General features: G+C 73.2%; 22 protein-coding genes and 2 pseudogenes. 8 read left to right on the top strand and 16 right to left on the bottom strand.

The genetic code is table 11. The features are described 5' to 3' along the window. Nucleotides 1-21: 21 nt before the first annotated feature. From IE290_RS02350 to IE290_RS02315, 8 genes and pseudogenes are all read right to left on the bottom strand, one after another. On the bottom strand, nucleotides 22-483 hold the full coding sequence (locus IE290_RS02350) for a DinB family protein (RefSeq protein WP_191242815.1): 462 nt from the start codon (nucleotides 481-483) through the stop codon (nucleotides 22-24). Further along, nucleotides 480-1271: an ArsR/SmtB family transcription factor gene (locus IE290_RS02345; protein ID WP_191242814.1), complete on the bottom strand. Its 792-nt coding sequence runs from the start codon at nucleotides 1269-1271 to the stop codon at nucleotides 480-482. Before IE290_RS02345 ends, IE290_RS02350 begins: the two co-directional genes overlap by 4 nt. Before the next feature lie 203 nt (nucleotides 1272-1474). After that, a pseudogene (locus IE290_RS02340) lies at nucleotides 1475-1639 on the bottom strand (RNA polymerase subunit sigma); the annotation flags it as partial. A gap of 203 nt (nucleotides 1640-1842) precedes the next feature. Further along, complete coding sequence (locus IE290_RS02335; protein WP_191242813.1) at nucleotides 1843-2199, bottom strand: hypothetical protein; 357 nt, start codon at nucleotides 2197-2199, stop codon at nucleotides 1843-1845. 68 nt (nucleotides 2200-2267) lie between these two features. Further along, nucleotides 2268-2804: a sugar O-acetyltransferase gene (locus IE290_RS02330; RefSeq protein WP_308431319.1), complete on the bottom strand. Its 537-nt coding sequence runs from the start codon at nucleotides 2802-2804 to the stop codon at nucleotides 2268-2270. Between the two features lie 3 nt (nucleotides 2805-2807). Then, nucleotides 2808-3596, bottom strand: coding sequence for a cyclase family protein (locus tag IE290_RS02325; protein WP_191242812.1), 789 nt, complete (start codon nucleotides 3594-3596; stop codon nucleotides 2808-2810). A gap of 4 nt (nucleotides 3597-3600) precedes the next feature. Beyond that, a complete protein-coding gene (locus IE290_RS02320) occupies nucleotides 3601-4881 on the bottom strand; it encodes an MFS transporter (protein ID WP_191242811.1) in 1281 nt (426 codons plus the stop codon). Next, nucleotides 4878-6076 (bottom strand): annotated as a pseudogene (locus IE290_RS02315) (M20 metallopeptidase family protein). Before IE290_RS02315 ends, IE290_RS02320 begins: the two are co-directional and overlap by 4 nt. A gap of 113 nt (nucleotides 6077-6189) precedes the next feature. On the opposite strand from IE290_RS02315, the gene IE290_RS02310 reads away from it, so the two are divergent. Further along, nucleotides 6190-7197 (top strand): Lrp/AsnC family transcriptional regulator, encoded by a 1008-nt coding sequence (locus IE290_RS02310; RefSeq protein WP_191242810.1) that lies wholly within the window; start codon nucleotides 6190-6192, stop codon nucleotides 7195-7197. A gap of 3 nt (nucleotides 7198-7200) precedes the next feature. On the opposite strand, the gene IE290_RS02305 is transcribed toward IE290_RS02310, so the two are convergent. After that, nucleotides 7201-7551: an MmcQ/YjbR family DNA-binding protein gene (locus tag IE290_RS02305; protein ID WP_191242809.1), complete on the bottom strand. Its 351-nt coding sequence runs from the start codon at nucleotides 7549-7551 to the stop codon at nucleotides 7201-7203. Between the two features lie 46 nt (nucleotides 7552-7597). After that, a complete protein-coding gene (gene sigJ / locus IE290_RS02300; RefSeq protein ID WP_191242808.1) occupies nucleotides 7598-8479 on the bottom strand; it encodes an RNA polymerase sigma factor SigJ in 882 nt (293 codons plus the stop codon). A gap of 124 nt (nucleotides 8480-8603) precedes the next feature. Between sigJ and IE290_RS02295 the strand changes: the two genes are divergently transcribed. Next, entirely contained in the window at nucleotides 8604-9587 is a 984-nt protein-coding gene (locus IE290_RS02295; protein WP_191242807.1) for a GlxA family transcriptional regulator, read from the top strand. Nucleotides 9588-9660: 73 nt separating this feature from the next. Then, nucleotides 9661-10263, top strand: a complete 603-nt coding sequence (locus IE290_RS02290) for an isochorismatase family protein (protein WP_191242806.1) — start codon at nucleotides 9661-9663, stop codon at nucleotides 10261-10263. Between the two features lie 25 nt (nucleotides 10264-10288). On the opposite strand, the gene glpK (IE290_RS02285) is transcribed toward IE290_RS02290, so the two are convergent. Together glpK (IE290_RS02285) and IE290_RS02280 are read right to left on the bottom strand one after the other, a co-directional pair. Continuing rightward, nucleotides 10289-12193 (bottom strand): glycerol kinase GlpK, encoded by a 1905-nt coding sequence (gene glpK / locus IE290_RS02285; RefSeq protein WP_191243913.1) that lies wholly within the window; start codon nucleotides 12191-12193, stop codon nucleotides 10289-10291. A 28-nt stretch (nucleotides 12194-12221) separates the two neighbouring features. Beyond that, nucleotides 12222-12983 carry an IclR family transcriptional regulator gene (locus tag IE290_RS02280; RefSeq protein ID WP_191242805.1) on the bottom strand — a complete coding sequence of 254 codons (762 nt, stop codon included), beginning with the start codon at nucleotides 12981-12983 and terminating at the stop codon, nucleotides 12222-12224. A gap of 155 nt (nucleotides 12984-13138) precedes the next feature. On the opposite strand from IE290_RS02280, the gene IE290_RS02275 reads away from it, so the two are divergent. Genes IE290_RS02275 through glpD form a run of 3 tightly spaced genes read left to right on the top strand, consistent with a single transcriptional unit; the run spans nucleotide 13139 to nucleotide 17191 of the window. Then, complete coding sequence (locus tag IE290_RS02275; RefSeq protein WP_191242804.1) at nucleotides 13139-13954, top strand: MIP/aquaporin family protein; 816 nt, start codon at nucleotides 13139-13141, stop codon at nucleotides 13952-13954. An 18-nt stretch (nucleotides 13955-13972) separates the two neighbouring features. Beyond that, on the top strand, nucleotides 13973-15484 hold the full coding sequence (glpK, locus tag IE290_RS02270; RefSeq protein WP_191242803.1) for a glycerol kinase GlpK: 1512 nt from the start codon (nucleotides 13973-13975) through the stop codon (nucleotides 15482-15484). 21 nt (nucleotides 15485-15505) lie between these two features. Beyond that, nucleotides 15506-17191 (top strand): glycerol-3-phosphate dehydrogenase, encoded by a 1686-nt coding sequence (gene glpD, locus IE290_RS02265; protein ID WP_191242802.1) that lies wholly within the window; start codon nucleotides 15506-15508, stop codon nucleotides 17189-17191. A 761-nt stretch (nucleotides 17192-17952) separates the two neighbouring features. On the opposite strand, the gene IE290_RS02260 is transcribed toward glpD, so the two are convergent. Together IE290_RS02260 and IE290_RS02255 are read right to left on the bottom strand one after the other, a co-directional pair. Continuing rightward, nucleotides 17953-20271 carry a galactose oxidase early set domain-containing protein gene (locus tag IE290_RS02260; protein ID WP_191242801.1) on the bottom strand — a complete coding sequence of 773 codons (2319 nt, stop codon included), beginning with the start codon at nucleotides 20269-20271 and terminating at the stop codon, nucleotides 17953-17955. Between the two features lie 215 nt (nucleotides 20272-20486). Beyond that, nucleotides 20487-21413: an Lrp/AsnC family transcriptional regulator gene (locus IE290_RS02255; RefSeq protein WP_191242800.1), complete on the bottom strand. Its 927-nt coding sequence runs from the start codon at nucleotides 21411-21413 to the stop codon at nucleotides 20487-20489. A gap of 169 nt (nucleotides 21414-21582) precedes the next feature. On the opposite strand from IE290_RS02255, the gene IE290_RS02250 reads away from it, so the two are divergent. Both IE290_RS02250 and IE290_RS02245 read left to right on the top strand, forming a co-directional pair. Further along, entirely contained in the window at nucleotides 21583-23076 is a 1494-nt protein-coding gene (locus IE290_RS02250) for a peptide MFS transporter (protein WP_444541885.1), read from the top strand. Then, a complete protein-coding gene (locus IE290_RS02245) occupies nucleotides 23073-24287 on the top strand; it encodes a metal-dependent hydrolase family protein (RefSeq protein WP_191242799.1) in 1215 nt (404 codons plus the stop codon). The genes IE290_RS02250 and IE290_RS02245 overlap by 4 nt, the downstream gene beginning before the upstream one ends. A gap of 127 nt (nucleotides 24288-24414) precedes the next feature. Here IE290_RS02245 and IE290_RS02240 read toward each other — a convergent pair whose 3' ends face one another. Together IE290_RS02240 and IE290_RS02235 are read right to left on the bottom strand one after the other, a co-directional pair. After that, complete coding sequence (locus tag IE290_RS02240; protein WP_191242798.1) at nucleotides 24415-24933, bottom strand: hypothetical protein; 519 nt, start codon at nucleotides 24931-24933, stop codon at nucleotides 24415-24417. Nucleotides 24934-24958: 25 nt separating this feature from the next. Next, entirely contained in the window at nucleotides 24959-25516 is a 558-nt protein-coding gene (locus IE290_RS02235; RefSeq protein WP_191242797.1) for a class F sortase, read from the bottom strand. Nucleotides 25517-25545: the final 29 nt, after the last annotated feature.

Here is a 25545-nt window from a genome sequence, read left to right as displayed (position 1 = left end):
TCCCACAGAGCGGGCGCGCGGTCAGCCCGGCCGGAGGGCGAGCAGTTGCCGGGTGTGCCCTGGCAGCTCGCTCCCGGCCAGGCCGGTGAGCAGGTCCCGCAGCGGCAGCGGCTCGTCGACCAGGACCGTTCCGCCGGACAGCAGCCGCGCCGGAACCGGGGTGTCGAGTTCGGCCTCGCTCAGCGAGGAGGCCAGCGTGCACAGCGCCTCGCCCTGGAGCCGGATGCGCTCCCGGAGCCCCGCGCGTCCGCCGGCCAGCGCGCTCACCCGCGCCAGCGTCCAGCCGTCCTGCGCGATGCGGTTGTCGTAGGTCGTGTTCTCGCCCGCGGCGACCGCGGACACCGCGGCGAGCGTGACGGCGTCGATGATCGAGACGTGCGCCAGGACCTCGTCCGCGGTCCACTCGCCGGCGGGCGGCTCGGCGAATTCACCGGCGGCGGCGTCGAGCAGGCCGCGGTAGGCGTCTCGCAGCGCCGGGATCACGCGTGCGCTCCGGACATCTCCCACGGCGCCTGGGGCAGCACGTCGCCGGTCTCCAGCAGCGACTTCAGGTTCGCCAGCACCGCGGGCCACCCGCTGGAGATGCCGTCGAGCATCTCCCGGTTGGGCAGCTTTTCGTGGGTCACGGTGAGCCGCACGATGTCCTGGTGCGGTTCGACGAGGAAGGTGACCACCGACGGCTCCCGCGACTCCCGCGGTGAGTCCTCGAACGTGATGACCAGGCGCGTCGGGGGCTCGGACTCGATCACCTCCCCCACGACGTCGACCGCGCCGGACCCGTCCGCCCGGCGGTGCTCCCAGGGCGAGCCGGGCTGCCAGTCGGAGACGTTGGAGTGCCCCCAGTACCGCGCGGTGAGGTCCGCGTCGGTGAGGGCGTGCCACACCTGTTCGGCGCTGGCACGGATGTAGGTGACGTAGACGTAGTCGGGGACGGTCATGGCGTACTCCTCGGCTCGGGCTTTGATGGCGGTGAGCGCGCGCAGCCGCGGCTTGTCGAACTCGGCGATCCAGCGCTGCTCGATCTCGTGGATCGGCGCCGGGTTGAGGTAGTGCAGCCGTTGCCGCCCGCGGCGCACGACGGTCACGAGGCCGGCCCGCACCAGGACGTCGAGGTGCTGGGTCGCCGACTGGCGGGCCATGCCGAGCCGCTCGCACACCTGGCTCAGCGTCTGGCCGTTCTGTTCCCGCAGGCGGTCCAGCAGCAGCCGCCGGGTGGGGTCGGCCAGCGCCTTGAACACCGCGTCCATCGCTTCCGCGCTCACGCCGACCATTATGCAGGTATTTACCTGCCTTTTGTCAACGGTCCTGTCCGCCACGAACACGATCGGCTCGCGGCGCCGCCCAGCGGCGATCCGCCGACCGTGGCCGACCAGGTGGTGGACTCGAACCGGCTGGTGGCGAGGAGGAGCCGGCCGGCCGGGACGGATCTCGGGCCGGCCGAGTGGCCGGGCGGGCCGCGGGCGAGGTCGGCGCGCTAGCGTGCCTTCCCGAGCGCCCGGCGCAGGTGCGCGAGAGCCCGGTGCTGCGCAACGCGCGTCGAGCCGACCACCTGGGGGGTCTCCTCCGCCGACAGGCCGACCACCACCCGCGGCACGACGATCTCCCGCTGCTGGTCCGGCAGCATCCGCAGCAATCGCGACAGCCAGTCCGTCAGGTTCCCGGGCGAGGGGGGCGATCGAGGAGGTCGCCAACGCCCGCCGCCCCCGCGAGACGCGCTTCTTGGCCGCGGGCGCCGAGATCTCCAGCGTCTCGGAGACCGGGCAACCCGAGCTTGACCGCGTAACCGGCCAACTCGACCTAGTGGAGTTTGCGGATGGTGTGGCCCCCGCCGAACGGAATCGGTCAGGCCGCGCGCCGCACGATGCGGGTCGCCGCGGCGAGGCTTGCTTCGCAGGCTGCGATCAGTTGCGCGTCGGCGCGGGTGTGGCTTCCCCGGGCGCACTTGGGGCAGCGCAGGGTGACCGTGCCGAGCACCTCGTCGACCGCCACCTCCAGCGCCCGCTTGCACGGACGGCACCACCGGTGCCCGCTGACCTGGCTGACGTGCAGGTCGCTGTGGCAGCACTGGTGGATCCAGCGGCGGTGCACCGGGCAGGTGATCCGGTCCAGCGGGTCCAGGAAGCCGCTCTCCTCGGCGTGGTCCTCGGCGACGAGCGCGTCGTCGAGAGCGATCCGGCTCAGCAGTGTCGTGGTGGTCATCGCCGCGGTCCCTCCTCCTCGTGCCTGATACCGGTACGTCGAACCACCACGCGCCGGATCGACACGACTCAGAGCGTTTTCACCACCCGCGCCGGATTGCCCACCGCCACCACGCCCGCCGGCAGGTCACGCGTCACCACGGCTCCCGCGCCGACCACGGTGTCCGCCCCGATCGTCACGCCCGGGCACACGATCACCCCGCCGCCCAGCCACACGTTGTCCTGCACCGTCACCGGCTTCCCGGCCTCCCACTTCGCCCGTCGCAGCTCCGGGTCCAGCGGGTGCGTCGGGGTCAGCAGCTGGACCCCGGGGCCGATCTGCACGTCCGCGCCGATCGTGATCGGAGCGACGTCGAGCAGCACCACGCCGTAGTTGAGGAACGTGCGCGGCCCGATCGTGATGTGCGAGCCGTAGTCGACGTACAGCGGCGGCCGCACCTCGACGTCCTCCCCCACCGAGCCCAGCAGCTCCCGCAGCACCGCCGGGTCCCCGCTCGCGTTGAACCGCCGCTGCAACCCGGCCGCGCGGCGCAACCCGGCCTGCAACTCCGGATCGTCGGCGCGATACGGCTCCCCGGCGAGCATCCGGTCCCGCTGATCACCCACGCGTCACCACACTGCCAGCGGCCGCACCGGCGCGCCAGTCGCGCCGACGACCCGCAGCGGCGCGCACACGAACAGGAACTCGTCCACCCCGGCCGCCGCCGGCTCCTCCAGGTTCATCACCTCGATGATGTTGACCCCGGCCTCCTGCAACAGGATCCGGTGCACCGGCAGCCGCCCCAGCCCGGCTTCCGGGCTGATCCGCTCCAGCGCGATCGTGTCGCCACCGACCGCGCGCACCCCGCGCTCGGCCAGCCACCGCGCGCCGCCCGCGTCCAGTCCCGGCACACCACCCGGGCCGCCGAGGTAGTCCGCCGGCCGGTCCCACAGCTGCGCCCACCCGGTCCGCACCAGCGCGACATCCCCGGCACGCGGCTCGAGACCGGTCCGGGCGAGATCCTCGGCGGTGACCGCCTCCCCCGGCCCGAGCCGCGGCACGCCCCGCAGCCGCGGGATGTCGAACAGCACCCCGCGGCACAGGATCGGCGGCACCGCCTCGATGCCGCCGACCCGGTAGCGTCCCCGCTCCAACGCATCGGCCACCGGCACCCCGCCGTGCAAGACGCCGTCCGCGGCGACGTGGCTGACCGCGTCCATGTGGGTGCCCACGTGCCCACCCATCACGATCAGCTCGTGCGAGCCGGTGAGGCCGTCCTCGCGGACCACGTCGCCGTGCCGCTGGGCCAGCGCGAACCGGAACGCCGGATGCGTGGGCGAGGACGGCATGCCGTTCTCCAGCGGCTGGGACAGGTCGGCGATGTGGTGACCGGCGGTCAGCGCGTCCAGCAGGGACATGGGCTCAGCTCAGTTCCTTGGCTCGGGTCTCGGGCAGGGTGGCGATGGCGGCACTGGACACCAGCATCAGCACGACCAGGTATCCGGTGAACGCGGACCGGCCGAACTCCGCGCCGGCCCACGCCTGAAGATACGGCGCGGTGCCGCCGAACGCCGCGACGGCGATCGAATAGGGCACCGCGAGCCCGAGCGCGCGGATCGCGGTCGGGAACATCTCCGCGTACACCGCGGGCAGGATCGACACGCCGGCGGAGATGAACACCGCGGCCAGGCTCATGCCCAGGAACAGCTGCCACGCGCTGGTGCGCACGAGGAACTGGACCGGGAACAGCAGCGCCGCGCACCCGAGGGTGGAGATCAGCAGCACCGGTTTGCGGCCGATCCGGTCCGACAGCATGCCCCAGAACGGCATGGTGACCATCAGGATCACCGCCGAGCCGACCCCGGCCCACAGGGCGGCGGTCGATCCGATGTGGAGGGAGCTGATCGCGTACGCCGGGGCGGCGATCACCCACGAGTAGTAGACGACGGTGAACCCGACGGCCAGCCCGATCACCTGCAGCGCCTGCCTGCGGTGCGCGACGATCGCCGGCCACAGCCGCACCTTCTCCCGCCGCGCCGCGGTGAACGTCTCGCTCTCGGCGAGGTTGCGTCGCAGGTAGACCGCGATCAGCCCGAACACCCCGCCGAGCAGGAACGGGACGCGCCAGCCGAAGGACTGCATCTGCTCCGGCGTCAGCGCGACGGTGAGCACGAGCCCGAGCACCACCCCGACGGCGTTGCCAAAGACGCTGGCGATGTAGATCAGGCTGGACCACAGCCCGCGCCGCCGCGCCGGCGCCATTTCGGACAGGTAGGTCTGCGCGGACGGCAGTTCCCCGCCGCAGGCCAGGCCCTGCACCACCCGGGCGAGCAGCAGGATCAGCGACGCCCACGCCCCGATCGCGGCGTAGGTGGGGGCCACGCCGATGACGAAGCTGGCGGCCGCGATGGTCGCGACCGTGACCGACATGGCGGTCCGGCGTCCGGCGCGGTCGGCGAACCAGCCGAACAGCAGCCCGCCCAGCGGCCGCGCGACGAACCCGACCGCGAACACCGCCAGGCTGGACAGCACCGCGGAGAACTCGTTGGTGTGGTCGAAGAACTGCGTGGCGAAGAACGGCACGAAGATCGCGTAGATGCCCCAGTCGTACCACTCGAGCGCGTGCCCGAGGCCGGTGCCGATCAGCGTGGTGGTGCGGCGGGGAGCGGCGGTGCGGGTGGCCCGCTGCGCGGTTTCGGTCATCGTCGGTCTCCTTCGGACGCGAGCCGGCGCCGGGCCAGCTCGGTGAACAGGGCCGCGCCGTCGGCGAGCACGGAGTCGTCGAACACGGCGTGCGGGCTGTGGTTGAACGCGGCCCGGCGCGGGTCGGCGCCGGCCGGCAGCGCGCCGAGGGCGAGGAAACAGCCGGGCACCTCGGCGAGGACCCGGGAGAAGTCCTCGGCCCCGGCGATCGGGTTGGGCATGCCGGCGTAGCGGTCGTCGCCGAAGGTTCGCGGACGACCGCCGAGGCGAACGCCGTCTCGTCCGCGTCGTTGACGGTGGCGGGCCGGGCTTCCAGGTATTCGGCCTCGACCTCGACGTCGTGGGCGTGCGCGAGGCCCCGCACGAGCCGGACCGCGGCGTCCCGGACGCGTTCCCCGGCGTCGCGGGAGAAGGTCCGGACGGTGGCCTCGAACCGGGCGGTCTCCGGGATGATGTTGCTGCGGGAGCCGGCCTGGACCACGCCGACGGTGAGCACGACCGGGTCGAACACGTCGAAGCGGCGGGTGACCATCGTCTGCAGGGCGGTGATCATCTCGGCGGCCACCGGCACCGGGTCGCGCGCCAGGTGCGGGGCGGAGCCGTGCCCGCCGCGGCCGTGCACGGTGACCGCGAACGACGCGGAGGCGGCCAGCATCGGGCCCGGGCGGCTGGCGAACCCGGGCGCGAAGGTGGAGAACACGTGCAGCCCGTAGGCGGCCGACACGCGCGGGCCGGCGGCGTCGAGCACGCCCTCGTCGATCATGGCCCGCGCGCCCTCCCAGCCCTCCTCCCCCGGCTGGAACATGAACACCACGTCGCCGCCCAGCCGGTCGCGGCGATCGGACAGCAGCCGGGCCGCGCCCGCGAGCATCGCGGTGTGCAGGTCGTGCCCGCAGGCGTGCATGGTGCCCTCGACGCGCGAGGCGTAGTCCAGCCCCGTCTCCTCCTGGACGGGCAGGCCGTCCATGTCGGCGCGCAGCAGCACGGCCCGGCCGGAACCGTCGCCGCGCAGCACCGCGGTGACCGCGGTCGAGCTGCGGCCGGTGGTGATCTCCAGCGGCAGGCCGTCCAGCGCCGCGAGCACGCGCTCCTGCGTGCGGGGCAGGTGCAGGCCCACCTCGGGCTCGCGGTGCAGGTCCCGCCGCAGCCGGATGAGGTCCTCCGCCATCGCCCTGGCGTCCGCCACGACCGACATCGGCTTCCACCCTCCTCGTCGTCACGTTGTTCCCCGGAGTGTGCGGAACGGATACTCTCCGGCAGCGGAAATCGCACGATCCGCGCACGGCTTCGGCGTTGAGGGAGGTTTTCGTGCATCCCGATCCGGACGAGCGGGATCTCGAGCTGCTCCACGGGCTGCAGATCGCCCCGCGGGTGACGTGGGCGGACGCGGCCCGGATCCTGGGCACGACACCGGCGACGGTGGCCGCGCGCTGGGCCCGCCTGCGGGAGGGCGGGGTGGCGTGGGTGACGGCCCACCCGGGCGGGGACTACCGGCGGATCGTGCTGGCCCTGGTCGAGGTGGACTGCCTGCCCGGCGCGCGGGACGAGGCGGTGCGGGCGGTGTGCGCGGATCCGCGGGCGGTCACCGTCGAGGAGTCCACCCGCGGCCGGGACCTGCTGCTCACCGTGATCACCCCGGACCTGGCCGGGCTCACCACGTTCGTGCTCGACGACCTGCCGCGGATGCCCGGCGTGCAGCGGCAGCGCACGCACGTCGTCAGCGCCACCCACCGGGACGGCAGCTCGTGGCGGCTGGACGCGCTGAACCGGTCGCAGGAGCTGGCGTTCGAGGCCGCGGCCCGCGCGACGCGCCCGGCGCCGGGCGTGACCCCGCCCGCGAACGCGGGCCCGCTGATCGAGGCGCTGGCGCACGACGGCCGGCGGACGGCGGCCGAGCTGGCCGCGCTGACCGGCCGCAACCCGGCGACCGTGCGGCGGCAGCTGGCGCGGCTGCTGGCGTCGGGGCTGCTGTCGTTCCGGTGCGAGGTCGCCCAGTCGGTGTCGCGCTGGCCGATCAGCAGCACGTGGCTGGCCAGCGTGGCCCCGGCGGACCAGCAGCGCACCGTGGAGGCGATCACCACGCTGCCGGAGCTGCGGATGTGCGTGTCCACCACGGGCGACAGCAACATCGCGTTCACGGTGTGGACGCGGTCGGTGGCCGATCTGCTGCGCCTGGAGCGCCTCATCGGGGAGAAGCTGCCGTGGCTGACCGTGCGGGACAACGGGATCAACCTGCGCACCCCGAAGCGGATGGGCTGGCTGCTGGAACCGGACGGACGCGCGACCGGCGAGGTGGTGCCGCCGGTGACGTGGTGACCGCTAGCGCGGCTGCGGCAGCGGCTGCGCGGCGATCAGCTCCTCCGGCGCGGACAGCCGCCACGCCTCGTAGACCAGTTCGGCCAGCTCGTCGGCCTCGATGCCGGCCAGGTGGACCACCACCCAGCCGAACCCGCCCGCGGTGAACTGCTCCTCGAACACCTCCGGCCGCTCCGCGACCAGCGCCTGCTGCTCGATCAGCGTCTGCTTCAGGCCCACCGTCTCCGTCCGCGGCCAGTAGTAGCCGAACCGCTTGCCGCGCACGCTGAACGACGTGTACTCGCTGCCCTTGCCGCGCTCGACCTCCGCCAGCGCGTCCACCATCCGGTGGAACTCCGCACCGCCCACACCCATCGCACACCCCCGCTGTCCGGCCCCAGCCTAGACAAACGGGAAGGCGTCAGGAATCGGTCCACGGCCGCAGCTTCTCCGGGTTGCGCACCGCCCAGATGCACGTGATGCGGCCGGCGGCGACCTCGAACGCCATCACCGCCTCGGTGCGGCCGGAGTCCCGCACCACCAGGCCGGGCTGGCCGTTGACCGTGCGCTCCAGCAGCCCCAGAGCGGGCGCGTGCTCGGCGAGCGTGGCGAGGTAGCGCGCGATCTCCTCGGCGCCCTCGATCGGGTGGAGCGCGGCGCTGACCACCCCGCCACCGTCGGCGATCACCGTCGCGCCGGGGTCCAGCAAGCCGACGAGGGCCTTGATGTCCTGCGTTTCCCACGCCCGCTTGAAGTTCCGCACGACCTCGGCCCGCTCCTCCGCGGGCGTGACGGGCACGCGGGCGTCCCGGACGCGACGGCGCGCCGAGCTGGCCAGCTGGCGGCAGGCGGCCGGGGTGCGGCCGACGATCTCGGCGACCTCGGCGAACGGGTAGCGGAAGACGTCGTGCAGCACGAACGCCACCCGCTCGGCCGGGGTCATCGCGTCCAGCACGACGAGGAAGGCCATGCTGACCGACTCGTCGAGCGTGACGCGATCGGCCGGGTCACCGGCGCGCCCGCCCTCGGGCAGCGGCTCCGGGATCCACTCGCCCACGTACCGCTCGCGGCGGGCGCGGGCCGAGCCGAGCAGGTCGAGGCAGATGCGGCTGGCCACGGTCGTCAGCCACGCGCCCGGGGAGGCGATCGCGTCCTGCTCCGCCCGGGACAGCGCATACCACCGGGCGTAGGTCTCCTGCACGACGTCCTCGGCGTCGGCGAGGGTGCCCAGCAGGCGGTACGCGAGGTTGATCAGCTGGCGCCGCTCGCTGATGATCGCGCCCAGGCTCGGATCGGTGGTCATGACGGCTCCCTCGGTGGTGTGCTCCCCAGGTACGACGAGGCAGCGGACTCGATTGTGAGGCGTGTCCGGATGTGACAGAACACCGTCATTGCCGACATGCCCCCTCGCCGGTCACGATGGGTGCATGGCAACCACCCGCCGCATCGTGATCGCGGTCTTCCCCGACGTCGACCTGCTCGACGTCACCGGCCCGGCCGAGGTGTTCGCGCTGGCCAACCGCGAGACCGGCGGCGCCGCGGGCTACCGCGTCCAGCTCGCCGGACCGGAGTCCGGCGTGGTCACCACGTCCGCGGGGGTGCGGCTGGTGACCGACCTCGCCTTCGCCGACGTGGACGGCGCGCTGGACACCCTCCTCGTGCCCGGCGCGGTCGACCTGCACCCGGACGGACCGGTCGCCCGGATCGACCCGGAGGTGGTGGCCTGGGTGAAGGCGACCGCGCCGCTGGCCCGCCGGGTCGCCTCGGTGTGCGTGGGGGCGCACGTGGTGGCCGCGGCCGGGCTGCTGGACGGCAAGACCGCGACCACCCACTGGTCGACCGCCGCCCAGCTGGCCGCCGACCACCCGGCGGTGCGGGTCGACCCGGACCCGATCTTCGTGCGGTGCGGCAACGTCTGGACCGGCGCCGGGATCAGCGCGTGCATGGACCTGTCGCTCGCGCTGGTGGCCGAGGACCTGGGCGAGGAGGTCGCCCTGGCGGTGGCGCGGCAGCTGGTCATGTACCTCAAGCGCCAGGGCGGGCAGAGCCAGTTCTCGGTGCCGTTGAGCCGGCCGCCTGCCTCCCGCCGGGACATCGACGAACTGCGGATGTTCATCGCCGACCACCTCGACGACGACCTGTCCACCGCGGCGCTGGCGGCCCGGATGTGCCTGAGTGAGCGGCACTTCGCCCGGGTCTTCCGGCAGGAGACCGGCACCACCCCGGCCGGTTACGTCGAGGCCGCCCGGGTGGAGGCGGCCCGCCGTCTGCTGGAGAGCACCGACGAGCCACTGGACCGGGTCGCCGCGGTCTGCGGGCTCGGGTCGGTGGAGACCCTGCACCGGGCGATGCGCAAGCAGATCGGCACCACCCCGGCGGCCTACCGCCGCCGCTTCCGCACCACCGTCTGACCCGGTTCCCCTGTTTCCGGGCACGGCAATCCCGCCGCGCCCGTAGTTTCCCCTGCCCAGAAGGAGTTCCGCCATGACCGTTTCCGCGACCCTGCGCCAGGTGATCGGCCTCGGCACCGAGCTGCCCCGGCTCGCCGACGCCACCCTGGTGCTGATCGACTACCAGAACACCTACCGCACCGGGGTGATGGCCCTCGGCGACGCCGAACCCGCGCTCGTGGCCGGCGCCCGCTTGCTCGCCGCCGCCCGGCAGGCCGGTGCCCCGGTGGTCCACGTCGTCAACGACGGCGGCCCGGGCAGCCCGTACGACATCCGGGCCGAGATCGGCGCGATCAGCCCGGAGGTCGCGCCCATCGACGGGGAGCCGGTGGTGGTCAAGCAGGTGCCGAACGCCTTCCACGAGACCGGGCTGGAGAAGACGCTGCGCGAGCTGGGCTCGCGGCAGGACCTGGTGCTGGCCGGTTTCATGACCCACATGTGCGTCATGTTCACCGCCCAGGGCGCCTTCAACCTCGGCTACCGCCCGACGGTCGTCGCCGAGGCGAGCGCCGCGCGGACCCTGCCTGCCCCGGACGGAACCCCGGTCGCGGCCGGCACGCTCCACACCGCGGCCCTGACCACGATCGGCGACCTCTTCGGCACGATCGCCCCCACGGTGGACGACCTGATCGGCTGAGGACTGCCGGGCGCGGGCTGCGCTTTCACAGGCGCAGCCCGCGACCCAACTCCGGACTCGCATCCAACCGCCGGGCCCGTTCCGCCGCATACGCCCGGCCCAAACTGAGCCGCTCGGCTGGGGACACCGTGCGGCGCAGGTCGTTGAGCAGCCCGCGCTCCTCGGCGCGGATGTGGTCCTCCACGGCGGTTTCCAGGCGCAGCAACGCTTTCTCCGAACCCGACTCCACCAGCGCGACCACGTCGGCGGTGATGTCCACCCCCGGCGCGGCCGGGTGCGGCACCCGCGAAGTCGCCGTGGCGTGGGCGGTCAGCAGCGCCGCCAGCTCGCCCGCCAGCGCCACCCGGTCGGCCTGGTCGTTGCGCAGCTCCCGGAACAACTCCTCCAGCCGCCGGTGGTCGGCCTGCACCAGCTCCGTCACGTCGGTCCCGGGGGTCGCCGCCGGGGACGGGCGCGTCCACCCGAACGTCAGCTCCACCGCCTGCCGCCAGTGCGCGTACTCCCGCTCCCGCCGGGCCGGGTCCATCTCCGGCAGCCACTGACCCGCGCGGTGCCAATTGCGCCGCAACCCCTCCAGGTCCGGCCAGTACCCCACCGACAACCCCGCCGCGTACGCCGCGCCCAGCGACACCGTCTCGGCCACCATCGGACGCACCACCGGCACGTCCAGCACGTCCGCGACGAACTGCATCAGCAGGTTGTCCGCGGTCATCCCGCCATCCACCCGCAGCGTGGACAACGCGATCCCGGAGTCGGCGTTCATCGCCTCCACCACCTCGCGCGTCTGCCAGCCGGTGGCCTCCAGCACCGCCCGCGCCAGGTGCCCCTTCGTGATGTAGGACGTCAGCCCCGCGATCACACCCCGCGCCTCACTGTGCCAGTGCGGCGCGAACAACCCGGAGAACGCCGGCACGATGTAGCACCCGCCGTTGTCGGAGACCGTCCGCGCCAGCGTCTCGATCTCGGGCGCGCTTCCGATCAGGCCCAGCCCGTCGCGGAACCACTGCACCAGCGACCCGGTGACGGCGATCGACCCCTCCAGCGCGTACACCGCGGGCTCGTCGCCGATGCGGAACCCGACCGTGGTGAGCATCCCGTGCGTGCTCAAAACCGGCGTGGTTCCGGTGTTGAGCAGCAGGAAGCTGCCGGTGCCGTAGGTGCACTTCGCCTCACCGGGCGCGAAACACGTCTGCCCGAACAGCGCGGCCTGCTGGTCGCCGAGCGCCGCGGCGATCCGGATCCCCGGCACCACCCGCATCGTCGTGCCGTACACCTCGGTCGAGGAGCGGATCTCCGGCAGCATCGCGCGCGGCACGTCGAAGAACTCCAGCAGCTCGTCGTCCCAGGACAGCGTGCGCAGGTTCATCAGCATGGTGCGGGAGGCGTTGGTGACGTCGGTGACGTGCACCCCGCCCTCGGGCCCGCCGGTGAGGTTCCAGATCAGCCAGCTCTCGATCGTGCCGAACAGCACGTCGCCGCGCTCGGCCCGCTCCCGCAGCCCCGGCATGTGCTCCAGCTGCCAGCGGATGCGCGGCGCCGAGAAGTACGTCGCCAGCGGCAGCCCGCACAGCCGCCGCACGCGGTCCGCGCCCGGCTCGCGGGCCAGCGCCTCGACCATGCCGTCGGTGCGGGTGTCCTGCCACACGACGGCCCGGCCGACCGGCACTCCGGTGTGCCGGTCCCACAGCACGGTGGTCTCGCGCTGGTTGGCGATCCCGAGCGCGGCCACCTGGTCCGCGCCGATCCCGGCGTCGGCCAGGGCCTGCGGCACGATCCGGGCGAGGTTGCGCCAGATCTCGGTCGCGTCGTGCTCGACCCAGCCGGGGCGCGGGAAGTGCTGCTGGTGCTCGCGCTGCGCCACCGACACCAGCCGGCCGCGGGCGTCGAACAGGATGCACCGGGTCGACGTGGTGCCCTGGTCGACCGCCATCACGTAGTGCTGCACCGCACCTCCTTCCTCACCGGGACGCGACGAGGTCGCGCGACACCGCCCTGGCCGCGTCGCGGACGTGCTCGAGCAGCCGCGGTTTCGGGGTCCCGCTCGGCTCGCAGATCCGGTCCTCGGCGCCGGACACGCCGATCGCCGCGACCACGATGCCACCGTGCCCGCGGATGGGCGCGGCTATCCCGGCCTCCCCCGGCACCATCTCGCCGCGTTCGGCCGCCCACCCGGCCCGGCGGACCTCGGCCAGCGCCCGGGTGAGCGCGGCCGGCGCGAGCGTGCGGCGGGTGTAGGTCTCCGGTCCGGCCGAGCGCCAGGACGCCAGCAGCGCGGCGTCGTAGGCGAGCAGGACCTTGCCCAGCGCGGAGGCGTGCAGCGGCAGCAGTGAGCCGACGTCGAGGGTCTGCGGGCTGTCGTCCGGGCGGAACACGTGGTGCACCACCAGCACCCGGCCCTGCAGCGGGGCGCCGATCCGCACCGCCTCGCCGCTGCGGGCGGCCAGCGCGTCGGCCCAGTTGATCGCCCGCGAGCGCAGCTCGTTGACGTCGAGATAGCTGCTGCCCAGGTGCAGCAGCGCGGCCCCGAGCTGGTACTTGCCGGTGTCGCGGTCCTGCTCCACGAAGCCCACGCCGGCCAGCGTGCGCAGGATGCCGTGCGCGGTGCCCTTGGCCAGCTCCAGCGACTCGGCGATCTCGACCACGCCCAGGCGCCCGGAGCCGCGCGCCAGCAGCCGCAGGATCGCGGCGGCGCGCTCGATGGACTGGATCGGACCGGGCACAGCGGGGACCCTAACGCGCCCGCACCGGGTTCGACAATGTCGAACCGCGCTTCCGAGTGTTCGACAATGCCGACCGCGGCGCGTTGCCCGGGTCTGTCCGCCGGTCATAGCTTCGGCGTCACCAATGGGGGAACCGGTCCTTTGTGGAGGAAGCAATGACGCGAAGCCTCAAGGCTCACGGGCTCGCCGGCGAACTCGCCGCCGAGTTCGTGGGGACGATGATCCTCATCCTGTTCGGATGCGGGGTGGTGGCCCAGGTGGCGGCCGCCGGAATCGGGGACCACGACAGCATCGCCTGGGCCTGGGGCATCGGCGTCACGCTGGGCGTCTACGTCGCCTCGCGGATCAGCGGCGCCCACCTCAACCCCGCGATCACCGTCGCGCTCGCGGTGTTCCAGGGCTTCTCGTGGCGCAAGGTCGCCCCCTACGCCCTGGCCCAGACCGCCGGCGCGTTCGTCGCCGCGCTGCTGGTGCGCTGGAACTACACCGAAGTGCTCAACGCCGTCGACCCCGGCCTGACCATCAAGACCCAGGGCGTGTTCTCGACCCTGCCCGGCAACGGCACCCTCCCGGTGGGCGACTGGGGCGCCTTCCGCGACCAGGTGATCGGCACCGCGATCCTGGCCCTGGTCATCTTCGCCATCACCGACCTGCGCAACACCGCGCCCGCGGCCAACCTCGGCCCGGTCGTCGTCGGTTTCCTGGTGGTCGCGATCGGCATGGCCTGGGGCACCAACGCCGGCTACGCCATCAACCCGGCCCGCGACTTCGGCCCGCGCCTGGCGTCCTGGCTGACCGGCTACGACACCGCGTGGAACGACCAGTACGGCAGCCCGTACTGGTGGGTGCCGATCGTCGCCCCGCTGGTCGGCGCGGTGATCGGCGGCGCGATCTACAAGTACTTCATCAGCCGCCACCTGCCCCGCACCGAGGACATCGGGCCCGCCAAGGCCCTCGAGCCCACCGCCTGAGTTCACGAAGGAGTGACCATGCCCGACTTCGTCGGTGCCGTCGACCAGGGCACCACCAGCACCCGTTTCATGATCTTCGACCACGGCGGCAACGAGATCGCCCGCCACCAGCTCGAGCACGAGCAGATCCTGCCCCGGCCGGGCTGGGTCGAGCACAACCCGACCGAGATCTGGGAGCGCACCCGCGCGGTGATCGCCAGCGCGCTGACCAAGGCGAACCTGACGGTGGCCGACCTGGCCGCGCTGGGCATCACCAACCAGCGCGAGACCACGGTGGTGTGGAACCGGCGCACCGGCCGCCCCTACACCAACGCGATCGTGTGGCAGGACACCCGCACCGACCGCATCGCCTCGGCGCTGGAGCGCGGCGGCCAGGGCGAGGTGATCCGGCGCAAGGCCGGCCTGCCGCCCGCCACCTACTTCTCCGGCGGGAAGCTGCAGTGGATCCTGGACAATGTCGACGGCGTCCGCGCGGACGCCGAAAACGGCGACGCGTTGTTCGGCACCACCGACAGCTGGCTGATCTGGAACCTCACCGGCGGGGTGGACGGCGGTGTGCACGTCACCGACGTCACCAACGCCTCCCGCACCATGCTGATGGACCTGGAGAAGCTGGACTGGGACGACGAGCTGCTGTCGTTCTTCGGCATCCCGCGCCGGATGCTCCCGGAGATCAAGCCGTCGTCGGGCCACTTCGGCACCACCCGCGCCGACGGCCCGCTGGGCGGCGAGATCGCGATCACCGGCGTGCTGGGCGACCAGCAGGCCGCCACCGTCGGGCAGGTGTGCTTCCGGCCCGGCGAGGCCAAGAACACCTACGGCACCGGCAACTTCCTGCTGCTCAACACCGGCCACGAGCTGGTCCGCTCCAAGCACGGGCTGCTCACCACGCTGTGCTACCAGTTCGGCGACGCCAAGCCGGTGTACGCGCTGGAAGGGTCGATCGCCGTCACCGGGTCGGCCGTGCAGTGGCTGCGGGACCAGCTGGGCATCATCAGCGGCGCGTCGCAGAGCGAGACGCTGGCCCGGCAGGTGGAGGACAACGGCGGGATCTATTTCGTGCCGGCGTTCTCCGGGCTGTTCGCGCCGTACTGGCGCTCGGACGCGCGCGGCGCGATCGTCGGCCTGACCCGCGCCACCACCAACGCCCACCTGGCGCGCGCGACGCTGGAGTCGATCTGCTACCAGACGCGCGACGTGGTGGAGGCCATGCAGAACGACTCCGGCGTCACGCTCGACGTGCTGCGCGTGGACGGCGGCGTCACCGCGAACGAGCTGTGCATGCAGCTGCAGGCCGACATCCTCGGCGTGCCGGTGTCGCGGCCGGTCGTCGCCGAGACCACCGCGCTCGGTGCCGCCTACGCGGCCGGGCTGGCCGCCGGGTTCTGGGGGTCGACGGACGAGCTGGAACAGAACTGGAACGAGGACCGGCGCTGGGAACCGTCCTGGAGCGACGCCCAGCGCGCCGAGGGCTACGCCGGCTGGCAGAAGGCCGTCGGCCGCACCCTCGACTGGGTCGACGTCGAGTAACGAAACCGCAAGGAGAAAGCCGTGTCCCAACCCCTGTCCCCCGCCTACCGTGGTGACGCGCTGCGCCGCCTGGCGAACGAAGAGTTCGACGTGCTCGTCGTCGGTGGTGGTGTGACCGGCGCGGGCGCCGCGCTGGACGCCGCCTCGCGCGGGCTGTCGGTCGCCCTGGTCGAGGCCCGCGACCTGGCGGCCGGCACCTCGAGCCGGTCGAGCAAGCTGATCCACGGCGGGCTGCGTTACCTGGAGCAGCTGGACTTCAAGCTGGTGCGGGAGGCGCTGCGTGAACGCGGGCTGCTGCTGCGCACCCTCGCGCCGCACCTGGTGCGGCCGGTGAAGTTCCTGGTGCCGCTCCAGCACCGGGTGTGGGAGCGCGGGTACATCGGGGCCGGGGTCACGTTCTACGACACGCTCGGCGGGGCGCGGGCGCTGCCGCGGCACCGGCACCTGAGCCGGCGCCGCGCGTTCGAGGTGGCGCCCGGCCTCGCCGACGACGCCCTGATCGGCGCGATCCAGTACTACGACGCGCAGGTCGACGACGCCCGGCACACCATGATGATCGCCCGCACCGCCGCCGACCAGGGCGCGGCGGTGGTGACGCGGGCGCGCGTGACGTCGCTGGTGCGCGAGGGCGAGCGGGTCGTCGGCGCGCGGGTGACCGACCGGGAAAGCGGCGCGGAGATCACCGTCCGGGCGCGGGTGGTGATCGCGGCGACCGGCGTGTGGAGCGACGACATCGCCGAGGCCGCGGGCATCGAGAAGCCGTTCACGGTGCGCGCGTCGAAGGGCATCCACCTGGTGGTGCCGCGGGAGAAGATCGACCTGGACACCGGGCTGATCCTGCGCACGGAGAAGAGCGTGCTGTTCGTGATCCCGTGGGGCCCGCACTGGATCGTCGGCACCACCGACACCGAGTGGGACCTGGACCGCGAGCACCCGGCGGCCAGCCGCGCGGACGTGGACTACGTGCTCGACCACGTCAACGCGGTGCTGCGCAAGCCGTTGACCCACGACGACATCGAAGGTGTGTACGCCGGGCTGCGGCCGTTGCTGGCGGCGAAGGCGACCGCGACGACCAAGCTGTCGCGGGAGCACGCGGTGGCGCACCCGGTGCCGGGGCTGGTGGTGGTGGCCGGCGGGAAGTACACGACGTACCGGGTGATGGCGGCGGACGCGGTGGACGCCGCGATGTCCGATGTGGACCGTCCGGCGCCGCCGTCGTGGACGGACCGGCTGCCGATCGTCGGCGCGCGCGGGTACGCCGAGGTCTGGGAGGGCCGGTACGCGCTCGCCCGGCGCGCCGGCCTGCCGGTGTCGCGGATCGAGCACCTGCTGGGCCGGTACGGCACGGCGATCGAGGAGGTCCTGGAGCTGGTCGGGCAGCGGCCGGAGCTGGGCGAGGAGATCCCGGGCGCGCCGGAGTACCTCAAGGCGGAGGCGGTGTACGCCGTCACGCACGAGGGGGCGCTGCACCTGGAAGATGTGCTGACGCGGCGGACGCGGATCTCGATCGAGCAGCGGGACCGCGGCCTGGCGGCGGCCCCGGTGGTGGCCGACCTGATCGCCGCGGAGCTGGGGTGGTCGCCCGAGCGCCGCGACCGCGAGGTGGCGCACTACCGGGCGCGCGTCGAGGCGGAACGCACCGCGCAGGAGGCCCCCGACGACGCCACCGCGAACGAACGCCGCCTGGCGGTGCCCGCGCTGGGCTGAGGGATGACCGCGCCCGCCCGGACGGTAACCCCCGTTCGGACGATGCCCGGGCGGTGACCGGCGCCCGGGCAGTGCCCACCGCCTGGATGGCGACCCCCCGTCCAGGCGGTGTCGTGCCTCCGGCAGAGGACCCATTCCGGCCGCCGAGCGCCGGCTCGCGTTGCGGTCAGCCCACCGCCGAGCACCAGTTCACGTGAAGGTCGGCCGGCGACCGAGCACCGGTTCGCATGACAGCCAGCCGGCCAGCAACCGCCGGTTCGCATGACGATCAGCCCGCGCCGAGCGCCGGTTCACCTGAAGGTCCGCCGGCGACCGCGGCCCGCCATGCGCGCCCGGCCCAGCCCGCTGGGCGGGGCCGGGCCGCCGTGCTCCCGGGCAGCCACGCCACCCGGTCCACCCGGGCGGCCGGAAAGCCCGCCCCGGCGGGCCTCCGGCCACCCGGTCCGGCCCCGGGTGATCTCCCTGTGGGGTGGGATCACCCGGGGTCAAGTCACCCGGGGTCAACTGGCGTCGTGCGGGGGGGGGGGGGAGGCCGTCGAGTTCGCGGGCCAGCGCCCGCGGCCCCAGCATCAGCCCCTGCCGCTCCTCGGCGGTCATCGCGCCGAGCATGCGTCCGTGCCGGTCCCGCCAGCTTCGCGGCAGTCCACTATGGATATTCGACATCCGTGGGCGCCCTCCCGCGGCCTCCGCCGCCGGCCGCCGCACCGCCCGGACGCTCGTGCACACGCGAGCGTTGTTCCAGCGCCTGGCGGCCTGACCGGTCAGCTCAGCCGCACCCACACCGCGGGCGACGGGACTCCCGCGTGGTTCACCACCGTCAGCAGGTACCAGCCCGGCGGAGCCAGGTCCGGCGAGCCTGGCAGCTCCATCCGGAGCCGGTCCGTCCCGGCCACGGTCACCGGCAGATCCACCAGCCGCTGCTCCAGCTCGCTGGAGTGCGTCGTCGAGCCGGGGCGGATCAGCGACGCGCTCCCGATGTCGGCCGCGTCCGGGACGCCGGCCTCCAGCGTCCCGCCGTAGTGCACCTCGGGCGTGGTCACCACGACCAGCGGGCGCGACCCGGCGAACAGGTACGGCGGCCAGAACACCTCGATGCGCATCTCCTCGGTCTTGCGCGCCGGGTTGGAGCCCGCGGTCACGACCTTGCCGTCGGGCATCAGCAGCGCCACCGAGTGGTACAGCCGCGGCACCCGGCTCTCCGCGGCCATCGTCCACGCCCCGCTCGCCGGGTGGAAGATCTCGGCTGCCAGCGCCGCGGCGTCGGCGTGCTCCTCCATCATCGAACCGCCGTTGACCAGCACGGTCCGGTCCGGCAACAGCGTCGCGCAGAGGTGCATCCGCGCCATGCGCAGGTCAGCCGCGGGCGTGTAGCGCGGCGCGGCCGCGGACAGGTCCGCGATGGCGGCCGACGCGGTCGCACCGGACTGGTCGTGCATGTCCCACGGCCCGCCACCGGCGATCATCACCCGCTGGTCCTGCGCCGGCGGCAGCAGCACGCTCGCCGACTGGTTGCGCCGCCCGGCGTCGGGCAGGCCAGGGACGCCGGTCACGGCGTTCGAAGCCAGGTCCCACACGCCCGGCCCCACCCCGTTGTTGCTGCCGTACTGGCCGCCGCTGTAGAACACCCGGCCGTCGGCGAGCAGGAACAGGTGCCCGTACATCGGCCAGTGCGCCGACCCGGGCCGCGTGGCCCAGCCCGCGCCGCCGGTGTAGACCTCGGGCACGGTGTTGAGCATGCCGGTCTCGTCGAGCCCGGCGACGGCGAGGACCCGCCCGTCCCCCAGCGCGAGCAGCGACGGGTACCACCGGCCGCCGGCCATGTCCGGTTGCGCCGTCCAGGTCAGCGTGTCCGGGTCGAACACGATCGACTGCCGCAGCCCGAGGAACGGGTCGTACTGCCCGGTTCCCCCGGCGGCGAGGAGCCGGCCGTCGGGCAGGAACGCGTGCCCGACGCAGAACAGGTCGACCGGAGTGTGCGGCTGCTCGACGTCCTCGCCGGGGTAGTGCCACACCGTGGTGCCGTAGAGGTGCGCGTTGTGCCGGTCCGGGTCGTTGCTCGACCCGGCGAAGAACAGCACGTCCCCGGTGCGCAGCAGCGCGGCGTGCACGGCGAGGGTGCCGGAGTCGCGTTCGAGCAGGCGCCACGCCCCCATCTCGCGCGCCATGTGCAGGTCGGTGAGCGGGTGCAGCAGCCGGTGCAGCGCGGCGTTCTGCCCGGCCGGGTTGTCCACGGCCAGCACGACGAAGTGCGGTTCGCCGCCGAACGCGGCAACGGCGAGGCCGCAGCCCTGGTTCTCCCAGAACCCCCAGTCCGGCACCGGAATCCACGGTCCCCAGCCGTCCGCGGGCCGCACTTCGTCGTCGAGCCGCCAGCCGATCGTGCACAGCGCGCGGTTCTGACCGGCCGGGTTGTCGACGGTCAGGACGATCAGCTCGTCGTTGCCGTCCCCGTCGAGGTCGGCGACCGCCACGGCCGCGCCCTGGTTGTCCCAGAACCCCCAGTCGGGCACGGCGCGCCACGGCCGCCAGTCCGCCACCACGCCGTCCGGGTTCAGAGTGCCGCTGCGGTAGAAACCGGCGTTCGCACCCTCGGGCGCGTCGACCATGAACACGACCAGCTGCAGGCCGCCGGCGGTGCGGGCGACCGTGATGTCCCCGCCGGCGTTGAGCCAGGCGAACCAATCCGGCACCGGCTGCCACGGCGTCCAGCCGCCGGTCACCGCACCGGTGTCCCGGTCGAGCGACCAGCCGACGCGGTAGAACGCCTGGTTCGGGCCGTCCGGCGCGTCGATCAGGTAGACGATCAGGTCGGGCTCGCCGTCGCCATTCACGTCGGCCACGGCGACCCCGGCCGCGTCGTTCTCCCAGGAGAACCAGTCCGGCACCTGCTGCCAGGCGGTCCACCCGCCGGTCAGTGCGCCGGTGCCGTCCAGCCCGCGCCCTACGCGGTAGAAGGCGGCGTTCTGGCCGGGCGGGTCGTCGACCATCAGGAGCACGACGTCCCCGCCCGCGGTGGCGATCGACGCGCCGCTGTTCTCCCAGGAGAACCAGTCCGGCACGGCGGTGAAATCGGTCTGCACCGGCCCGATCACACCCGGTCCGCGACCGCCCGGCTAGGGCCGAACGCCTCTTGCCCGGCGAACCACGGTGTGTCCACGGATCCGTCCGGTCACCCGCCCCACAGCCGGTACAGCTCGTTGCCGTGGTCACTTCGAGGGCGCGGATCTGGGTGTCGCCGGGCAGCGCGGACACGTCAGACCACGCGCGACGGCCGACTTCCCCGGCCGCACCGGACCTATTCGGCCAGCGGCAGCGCCCGGTCGTTTTCCTCCTTGATGGCCCGCAGGTGCGTCCACGCCTCGACCGTCCGCACGCCCGGCAGGCCGCGCACGCGCTCCAGCGTGGCGAGCACGTCGTCGAGTGAGCCGGCCCGGATGGTGCCGATTCCGCCGCACCAGCCGATCCCGGTGGCCAGGCAGTCGATCTCGTCGAGCGCGGCGATCTTGCGCGCCACGGGCTCGGTGTCGCCGTTGACGTCCAGCGCGAACCCCATCGTGTGCACGCGGCTCAGCGGCGTCAACCGCACCAGCGCGCCGATGTGGACCACCCCGGTCTCCAGCAGCCGCAGCACCCGGGCGCGCGCCGCTCCCGGGGAGAGGCCGGTGACGCTCGCCAGCTCGGCGAAGGAGGCCCGGCCGTCGGCGCGCAGGTGCGCCAGCAACGCGTGGTCGGAAGCGTCGAGCTCGATGTGCGCGAGCGGGCCGGGGCTCTCCAGCGGTCCGGGCGGGAAGTAGGGGTCCTTCCAGATGCGCAGGTAGGTCATCGTCTGCAGCGCGCGCACCCCCGGCACGGCCTGCACGCGGGCGAGGCCACGGGCGAAGGACTCCAGGTCGGCGGTGCGCAGCTCGGCGGTGACGGCGAACCGGCCCGCGGTGGTGGTGACGAACGAGACCTCGTCGAGTTCGGCGACCTGCCGCGCGACCGGGCCGGCGGGGCCGTCGGTCTCGATGGTCACGTGGCCGAGCTGGTGCAGCCCGAACACCGCCGGGTGGATCGCCCCGACCAGCCGGAGCCCGCCCTCGCCCAGCAGGCGCTGCACGCGGGCCTTCGTGGTGGACCGGGCCAGCCCGACCAGGCGGGCCAGCGTCTCGTAGGAGGCCCGGCCGTCCTCGTGCAGGGCGCGGACGAGCCGCTCGTCGATCTCGTCCAGGTTTCCGTGCACGGGGACAACCTAACGCATACCTACCCGGCCGACGATTCATTCACGCAAATCGCCCAGCGAAAGTCGCGACGACGACATAAACCAGGGAAGACAGTCGAATCATGCATTGATCACCGGCTCACACCGATGTAACGTCTGCGCCCACTGACAGATCGGCTCGGAGGTTGGCGTGGGGAGTACGGATCGGGTGTTCTTCGGCCAGCCGCGCGGGCTGGTGGGGCTGTTCTTCGCCGAGGCGTGGGAACGGTTCTCCTACTACGGCATGCGCGCGCTGCTGCTGTACTACATGACCGACCGGATACTGGACGGCGGTCTCGGCATCGACCCGGGCAGCGCGAAGTCGCTGATCGCGGTCTACGGCTCGGCGACGTACATGGCGGCGATCCTGGGCGGCTGGATCAGCGACCGGCTGCTCGGAGACCGGCGGGCGACGCTCACCGGCGGTGTCCTGATCATGTGCGGCCACGTCTGCCTCGCGATCCCCGGCGGGGCCGGCGCGCTGTTCGCCTCGATGATCTTCATCGCGGGCGGCACCGGGCTGCTGAAGCCGACGATCTCCTCGTCGGTGGGCGACCTCTACGCCCGCGACGATCCGCGGCGCGACTCCGGGTTCAGCATCTACTACATGGGGATCAGCGTCGGCGCGGTCGCCGCGCCGCTGGTCGTGGGCACCGTCGGCGAACGGTACGACTACCACCTCGGGTTCGGCCTGGCGGCCATCGGCATGGCGCTCGGCCTCGTCGTCTACGTGCGCAGCCAGCGCCACCTCAGCCCGCTGAGCAGTGCGCCGAAGAACCCGTTGCGGCTGAGCGAGGTGCCCCGCTCGCGCGTGGTCGCGGTGGTGGCCGGGGTCGCGGTGGTCGTCGCCGTGCTCGCCGCGACGACCGGCACCGGCGCGCTCGGCCCGGGCGGAGTCGTCGACCTGATCAGCCTGCTCGCGATCGCGCTGCCGGTCGGCTACTTCACGGTCATGCTGCGCAGCAAGCGCACGACCGCGGCGGAGCGGGCACGCGTGCGCGGCTACATCCCGATGTTCGTCGCCGCGGTCGCGTTCTGGTGCATCCAGGAACAAGGCGCCACGGTGATCGCGCAGTACGCCGACGAGAGCACCGACCTGGGCGCGTTCGGGTTCACCATCCCGGCGTCGTGGTTCCAGTCCGTCGGGTCGCTCGTGCTGATCGTCCTCACGCCGCTGTTCGCGCTGATGTGGCTGCGGCTCGACCGGTCCGCCCGCTCCCCCGGCACGGCGCACAAGTTCGCGGCTGGCCTGGCGATCGCCGGGTTGTCCTACCTGATGCTCGTGCTGCCCGCGACGAATCCCGGCCAGACCAATCCGCTGTGGCTGATCGGCAGCCTCGCCGTGGTCACGATCGGCGAGATGTGCCTGTCCCCCATCGGCTTGTCCGCCACGACCCGGCTGGCGCCCGCCGCGTTCGCCACCCAGACGATGGGCCTGTGGTTGTCGTCGAACGCCGCCGGGCAGGGCATCGGGGCGCAGCTGGTGAAGTTCTACGACGCCGGGTCGGCGGCCGCGTACTTCGGTCTGCTCGGGATGGGCGCGGTGGTCCTCGCCCTGGTGCTGTTCGCGCTCGCGCCGCTCATCCGGCGGCAGTCCGAACGCGGACTGTCCACAGTGGAACTGGCACGCGAGGGGCAGCGATGACCCGCACGGTGTTCCGCGGCGGCACGGTGTTCGACGCCGCCTCCCGAACCGCCGGTCCGGCCGACGTGGCGGTCGAGAACGGCTGGATCACCGACGTCGGAACCGGCCTCGACGGCGACGAGGAGGTCGACTGCGACGGCCGCGGCGTGCTGCCCGGGCTGATCGACTGCCACGTCCACCTCACCATGACCGGCGCGGACCTGTTCGCCGCCGCGCAGGAGCCGTTCTCGCTGCAGTTCTACGAGGGCGCGCGGAACATGGCCAGGACGCTCGCGGCCGGGGTGACCACGGTCCGCGACGCGGCCGGCGCCGACCTCGGGATGCGGGTCGCGCAGGAACGCGGCCTGATCCCCGGGCCGCGCATGCAGATCTCGCTGAACATGCTGAGCCAGACCGGCGGGCACGGCGACCCGTGGTGGCCCTCGACGTGCGTGGTGGACCTGCTGCCGCCGCACCCGGGCCGCCCACCGGTCATCGTGGACGGCCCGGAGGAGATCCGGCGCAAGATCCGCGAACTGGTGCGCGCCGGCGCGGACGTCATCAAGGTCGCCACCAGCGGCGGGGTGGTCTCCAGCGGCGCCGGGCCGCGGATCCCGCACTTCCGCGACGACGAGATCGCCATGATGGTGACCGAGGCGTCGGCGGCGGGCCTGCACGTCATGGCGCACGCGCACGGCGAGGGCGCGAAAGCGGCCGTGCGCAACGGGGTCCGCTCGATCGAGCACGGGCACTTCCTGGACGACGAGACACTGGAGCTGATGGCCGCGCGCGGCACCTGGCTGGTGCCGACGCTCAGCGCGGGCGTCGGGCTGCGGCAGGCCCTCGAGGCGGGTGTGCCCTACCCGGAGCACATCGCCGAGAAGATCCGGCAACGCTCCGGCGACAGCGTGCGGCGCGCCGTCGAGGCGGGGGTGCGGATCGCGATGGGCACCGACGCGCCGCTGTACCCGCACGGCGAGAACCTGCTGGAGCTGGAGCTGCTCGTCGAGCACGGCCTGTCCCCGGGCGAGGCCCTGCACGCCGCGACACTGTCCGCCGCCGAGCTGATGGGGCTGGAGTCCACGCTCGGCTCGATCGCCCCGGGCAAGCGCGCGGACCTGGTGATCGTCGACGGCGATCCGCTCGACGTGCGGGACCTGGGCAAACGGATCCTCGCCGTGTACCAGGACGGGCGTGCCGTGCACGTGGCGGACCGGGATGTGCCGGACTGACCGGGGCAGCTCGCCGACGGCGCTGGGGCGCACGGTGAGCGCCGCGCCGGTGGCTCCCGAACGCTGCGCGGGCAAGCCGCCCCTCGGGCGGCCTGCCCGGCAGCACCCCTGGTCCGGGCCGGGCGCCTTACCCCGCGTAGGTGCCGTCGCCGGTTTCCGGGGCGCCCTTCGGCAGCACCTTGACCTGCGGGGCCTTCGACGGGGCCTTCGGCGTGGTCTTCGACGGGGCCTTCGTGGGGGCCGGCGGGCGCGTGGACGTGTCCGGCCGGGGTTTCGTCGTCGTGGTGGGGGTGGGGCCGGTGATGGTGAACGTGACGGTCGCCGTGCCGTTGCCGGCCGGGCCGGCGCTGCCGGAGCAGGTGAACGTGGCCGTGTGGCTGCCGGGCTTGGCGGCGGCGTCACCCCAGCCGAGGTAGCCGTCGACCGTGCGGGTCATCGTGACGGGCGCGGTCAGCCCGGGCGAGGTCACGGTGCTGGCGTAACCCGCGCAGGTCGCGGTGAACTGCAGCACCTCGCCCACCGCCACCGAGGACGGGGACACGCTCAGCTTCGGTGGCGGCGCGGTCGCGTTGGCCGCGGGCACGTTCAGCATCCCGGCCGCGACGGCCAGCAACCCGGCGCCGGCGAGAATTCTCTTGTGCTGCATGATGTTTTCCTCCCAGAATCGGTCTTCACCGGAGCACGGCGAAGACGATGATGTTGTCCCGGTAGCTGTGCGCGGCCCGGTCGAAGCTGCCGCCGCAGGTGATCAGGCGGAGCTCGGGCCCTGAGGTGTCGCCGTAGACCGCCTCGGTGGGGAAGGAGTCCTTGTCGATCTGCTCGACGCGGGTCACCACGAACCGCAGGACCGAACCGTCCTTTCGCGACACCGACACCTCGTCGCCGGGCGCGAGTTCCCTGAGCCGGTGGAAGATCCCCTTCTGCCCGCCACCATCGACGTGCCCGAGGATCACCGCCGGTCCCACCTCGCCCGGCGTGGGCCCGTTGCGGTACCAGCCCGCCTGCATCGGCTGGGTCACCGGCGGCACCTCGATGGTGCCGTCGGCGTTCAGCCCCAGCGGAACGAGCGTGGACCGCGCGCCGATCCGCGGGATATCCAACGCTTCCGGCTCCACCGGTGCCGCGGCGCTGGGCGGCGGGGGCGCCGGTTGCACGGGCGCTTGCTGCGCGGCGCACCCGCCCAGCAGGAGCAAGCCGAGCAGCGCGACGAAAACCCTCACGGCGACCATGCCGCTAACTCGCTCCACGGCACGATCCG

Source organism: Amycolatopsis deserti, assembly GCF_014653945.1.
GTDB classification, from domain to species: domain Bacteria; phylum Actinomycetota; class Actinomycetes; order Mycobacteriales; family Pseudonocardiaceae; genus Amycolatopsis_E; species Amycolatopsis_E deserti.
This window is presented reverse-complemented; position numbering and strand designations above follow the sequence as displayed.

Coding starts and splice junctions, on each gene's coding strand:
- IE290_RS02345 (WP_191242814.1), bottom strand. CDS start 1,271: ATGGTCGGCGTGAGCGCGGAAGCGATGGACGCGGTGTTCAAGGCGCTG.
- IE290_RS02335 (WP_191242813.1), bottom strand. CDS start 2,199: ATGACCACCACGACACTGCTGAGCCGGATCGCTCTCGACGACGCGCTC.
- IE290_RS02325 (WP_191242812.1), bottom strand. CDS start 3,596: ATGTCCCTGCTGGACGCGCTGACCGCCGGTCACCACATCGCCGACCTG.
- IE290_RS02320 (WP_191242811.1), bottom strand. CDS start 4,881: ATGACCGAAACCGCGCAGCGGGCCACCCGCACCGCCGCTCCCCGCCGC.
- IE290_RS02305 (WP_191242809.1), bottom strand. CDS start 7,551: ATGGGTGTGGGCGGTGCGGAGTTCCACCGGATGGTGGACGCGCTGGCG.
- sigJ (WP_191242808.1), bottom strand. CDS start 8,479: ATGACCACCGATCCGAGCCTGGGCGCGATCATCAGCGAGCGGCGCCAG.
- IE290_RS02295 (WP_191242807.1), top strand. CDS start 8,604: ATGGCAACCACCCGCCGCATCGTGATCGCGGTCTTCCCCGACGTCGAC.
- IE290_RS02290 (WP_191242806.1), top strand. CDS start 9,661: ATGACCGTTTCCGCGACCCTGCGCCAGGTGATCGGCCTCGGCACCGAG.
- glpK (WP_191243913.1), bottom strand. CDS start 12,193: ATGGCGGTCGACCAGGGCACCACGTCGACCCGGTGCATCCTGTTCGAC.
- IE290_RS02275 (WP_191242804.1), top strand. CDS start 13,139: ATGACGCGAAGCCTCAAGGCTCACGGGCTCGCCGGCGAACTCGCCGCC.
- glpK (WP_191242803.1), top strand. CDS start 13,973: ATGCCCGACTTCGTCGGTGCCGTCGACCAGGGCACCACCAGCACCCGT.
- IE290_RS02245 (WP_191242799.1), top strand. CDS start 23,073: ATGACCCGCACGGTGTTCCGCGGCGGCACGGTGTTCGACGCCGCCTCC.
- IE290_RS02240 (WP_191242798.1), bottom strand. CDS start 24,933: ATGCAGCACAAGAGAATTCTCGCCGGCGCCGGGTTGCTGGCCGTCGCG.
- IE290_RS02235 (WP_191242797.1), bottom strand. CDS start 25,516: ATGGTCGCCGTGAGGGTTTTCGTCGCGCTGCTCGGCTTGCTCCTGCTG.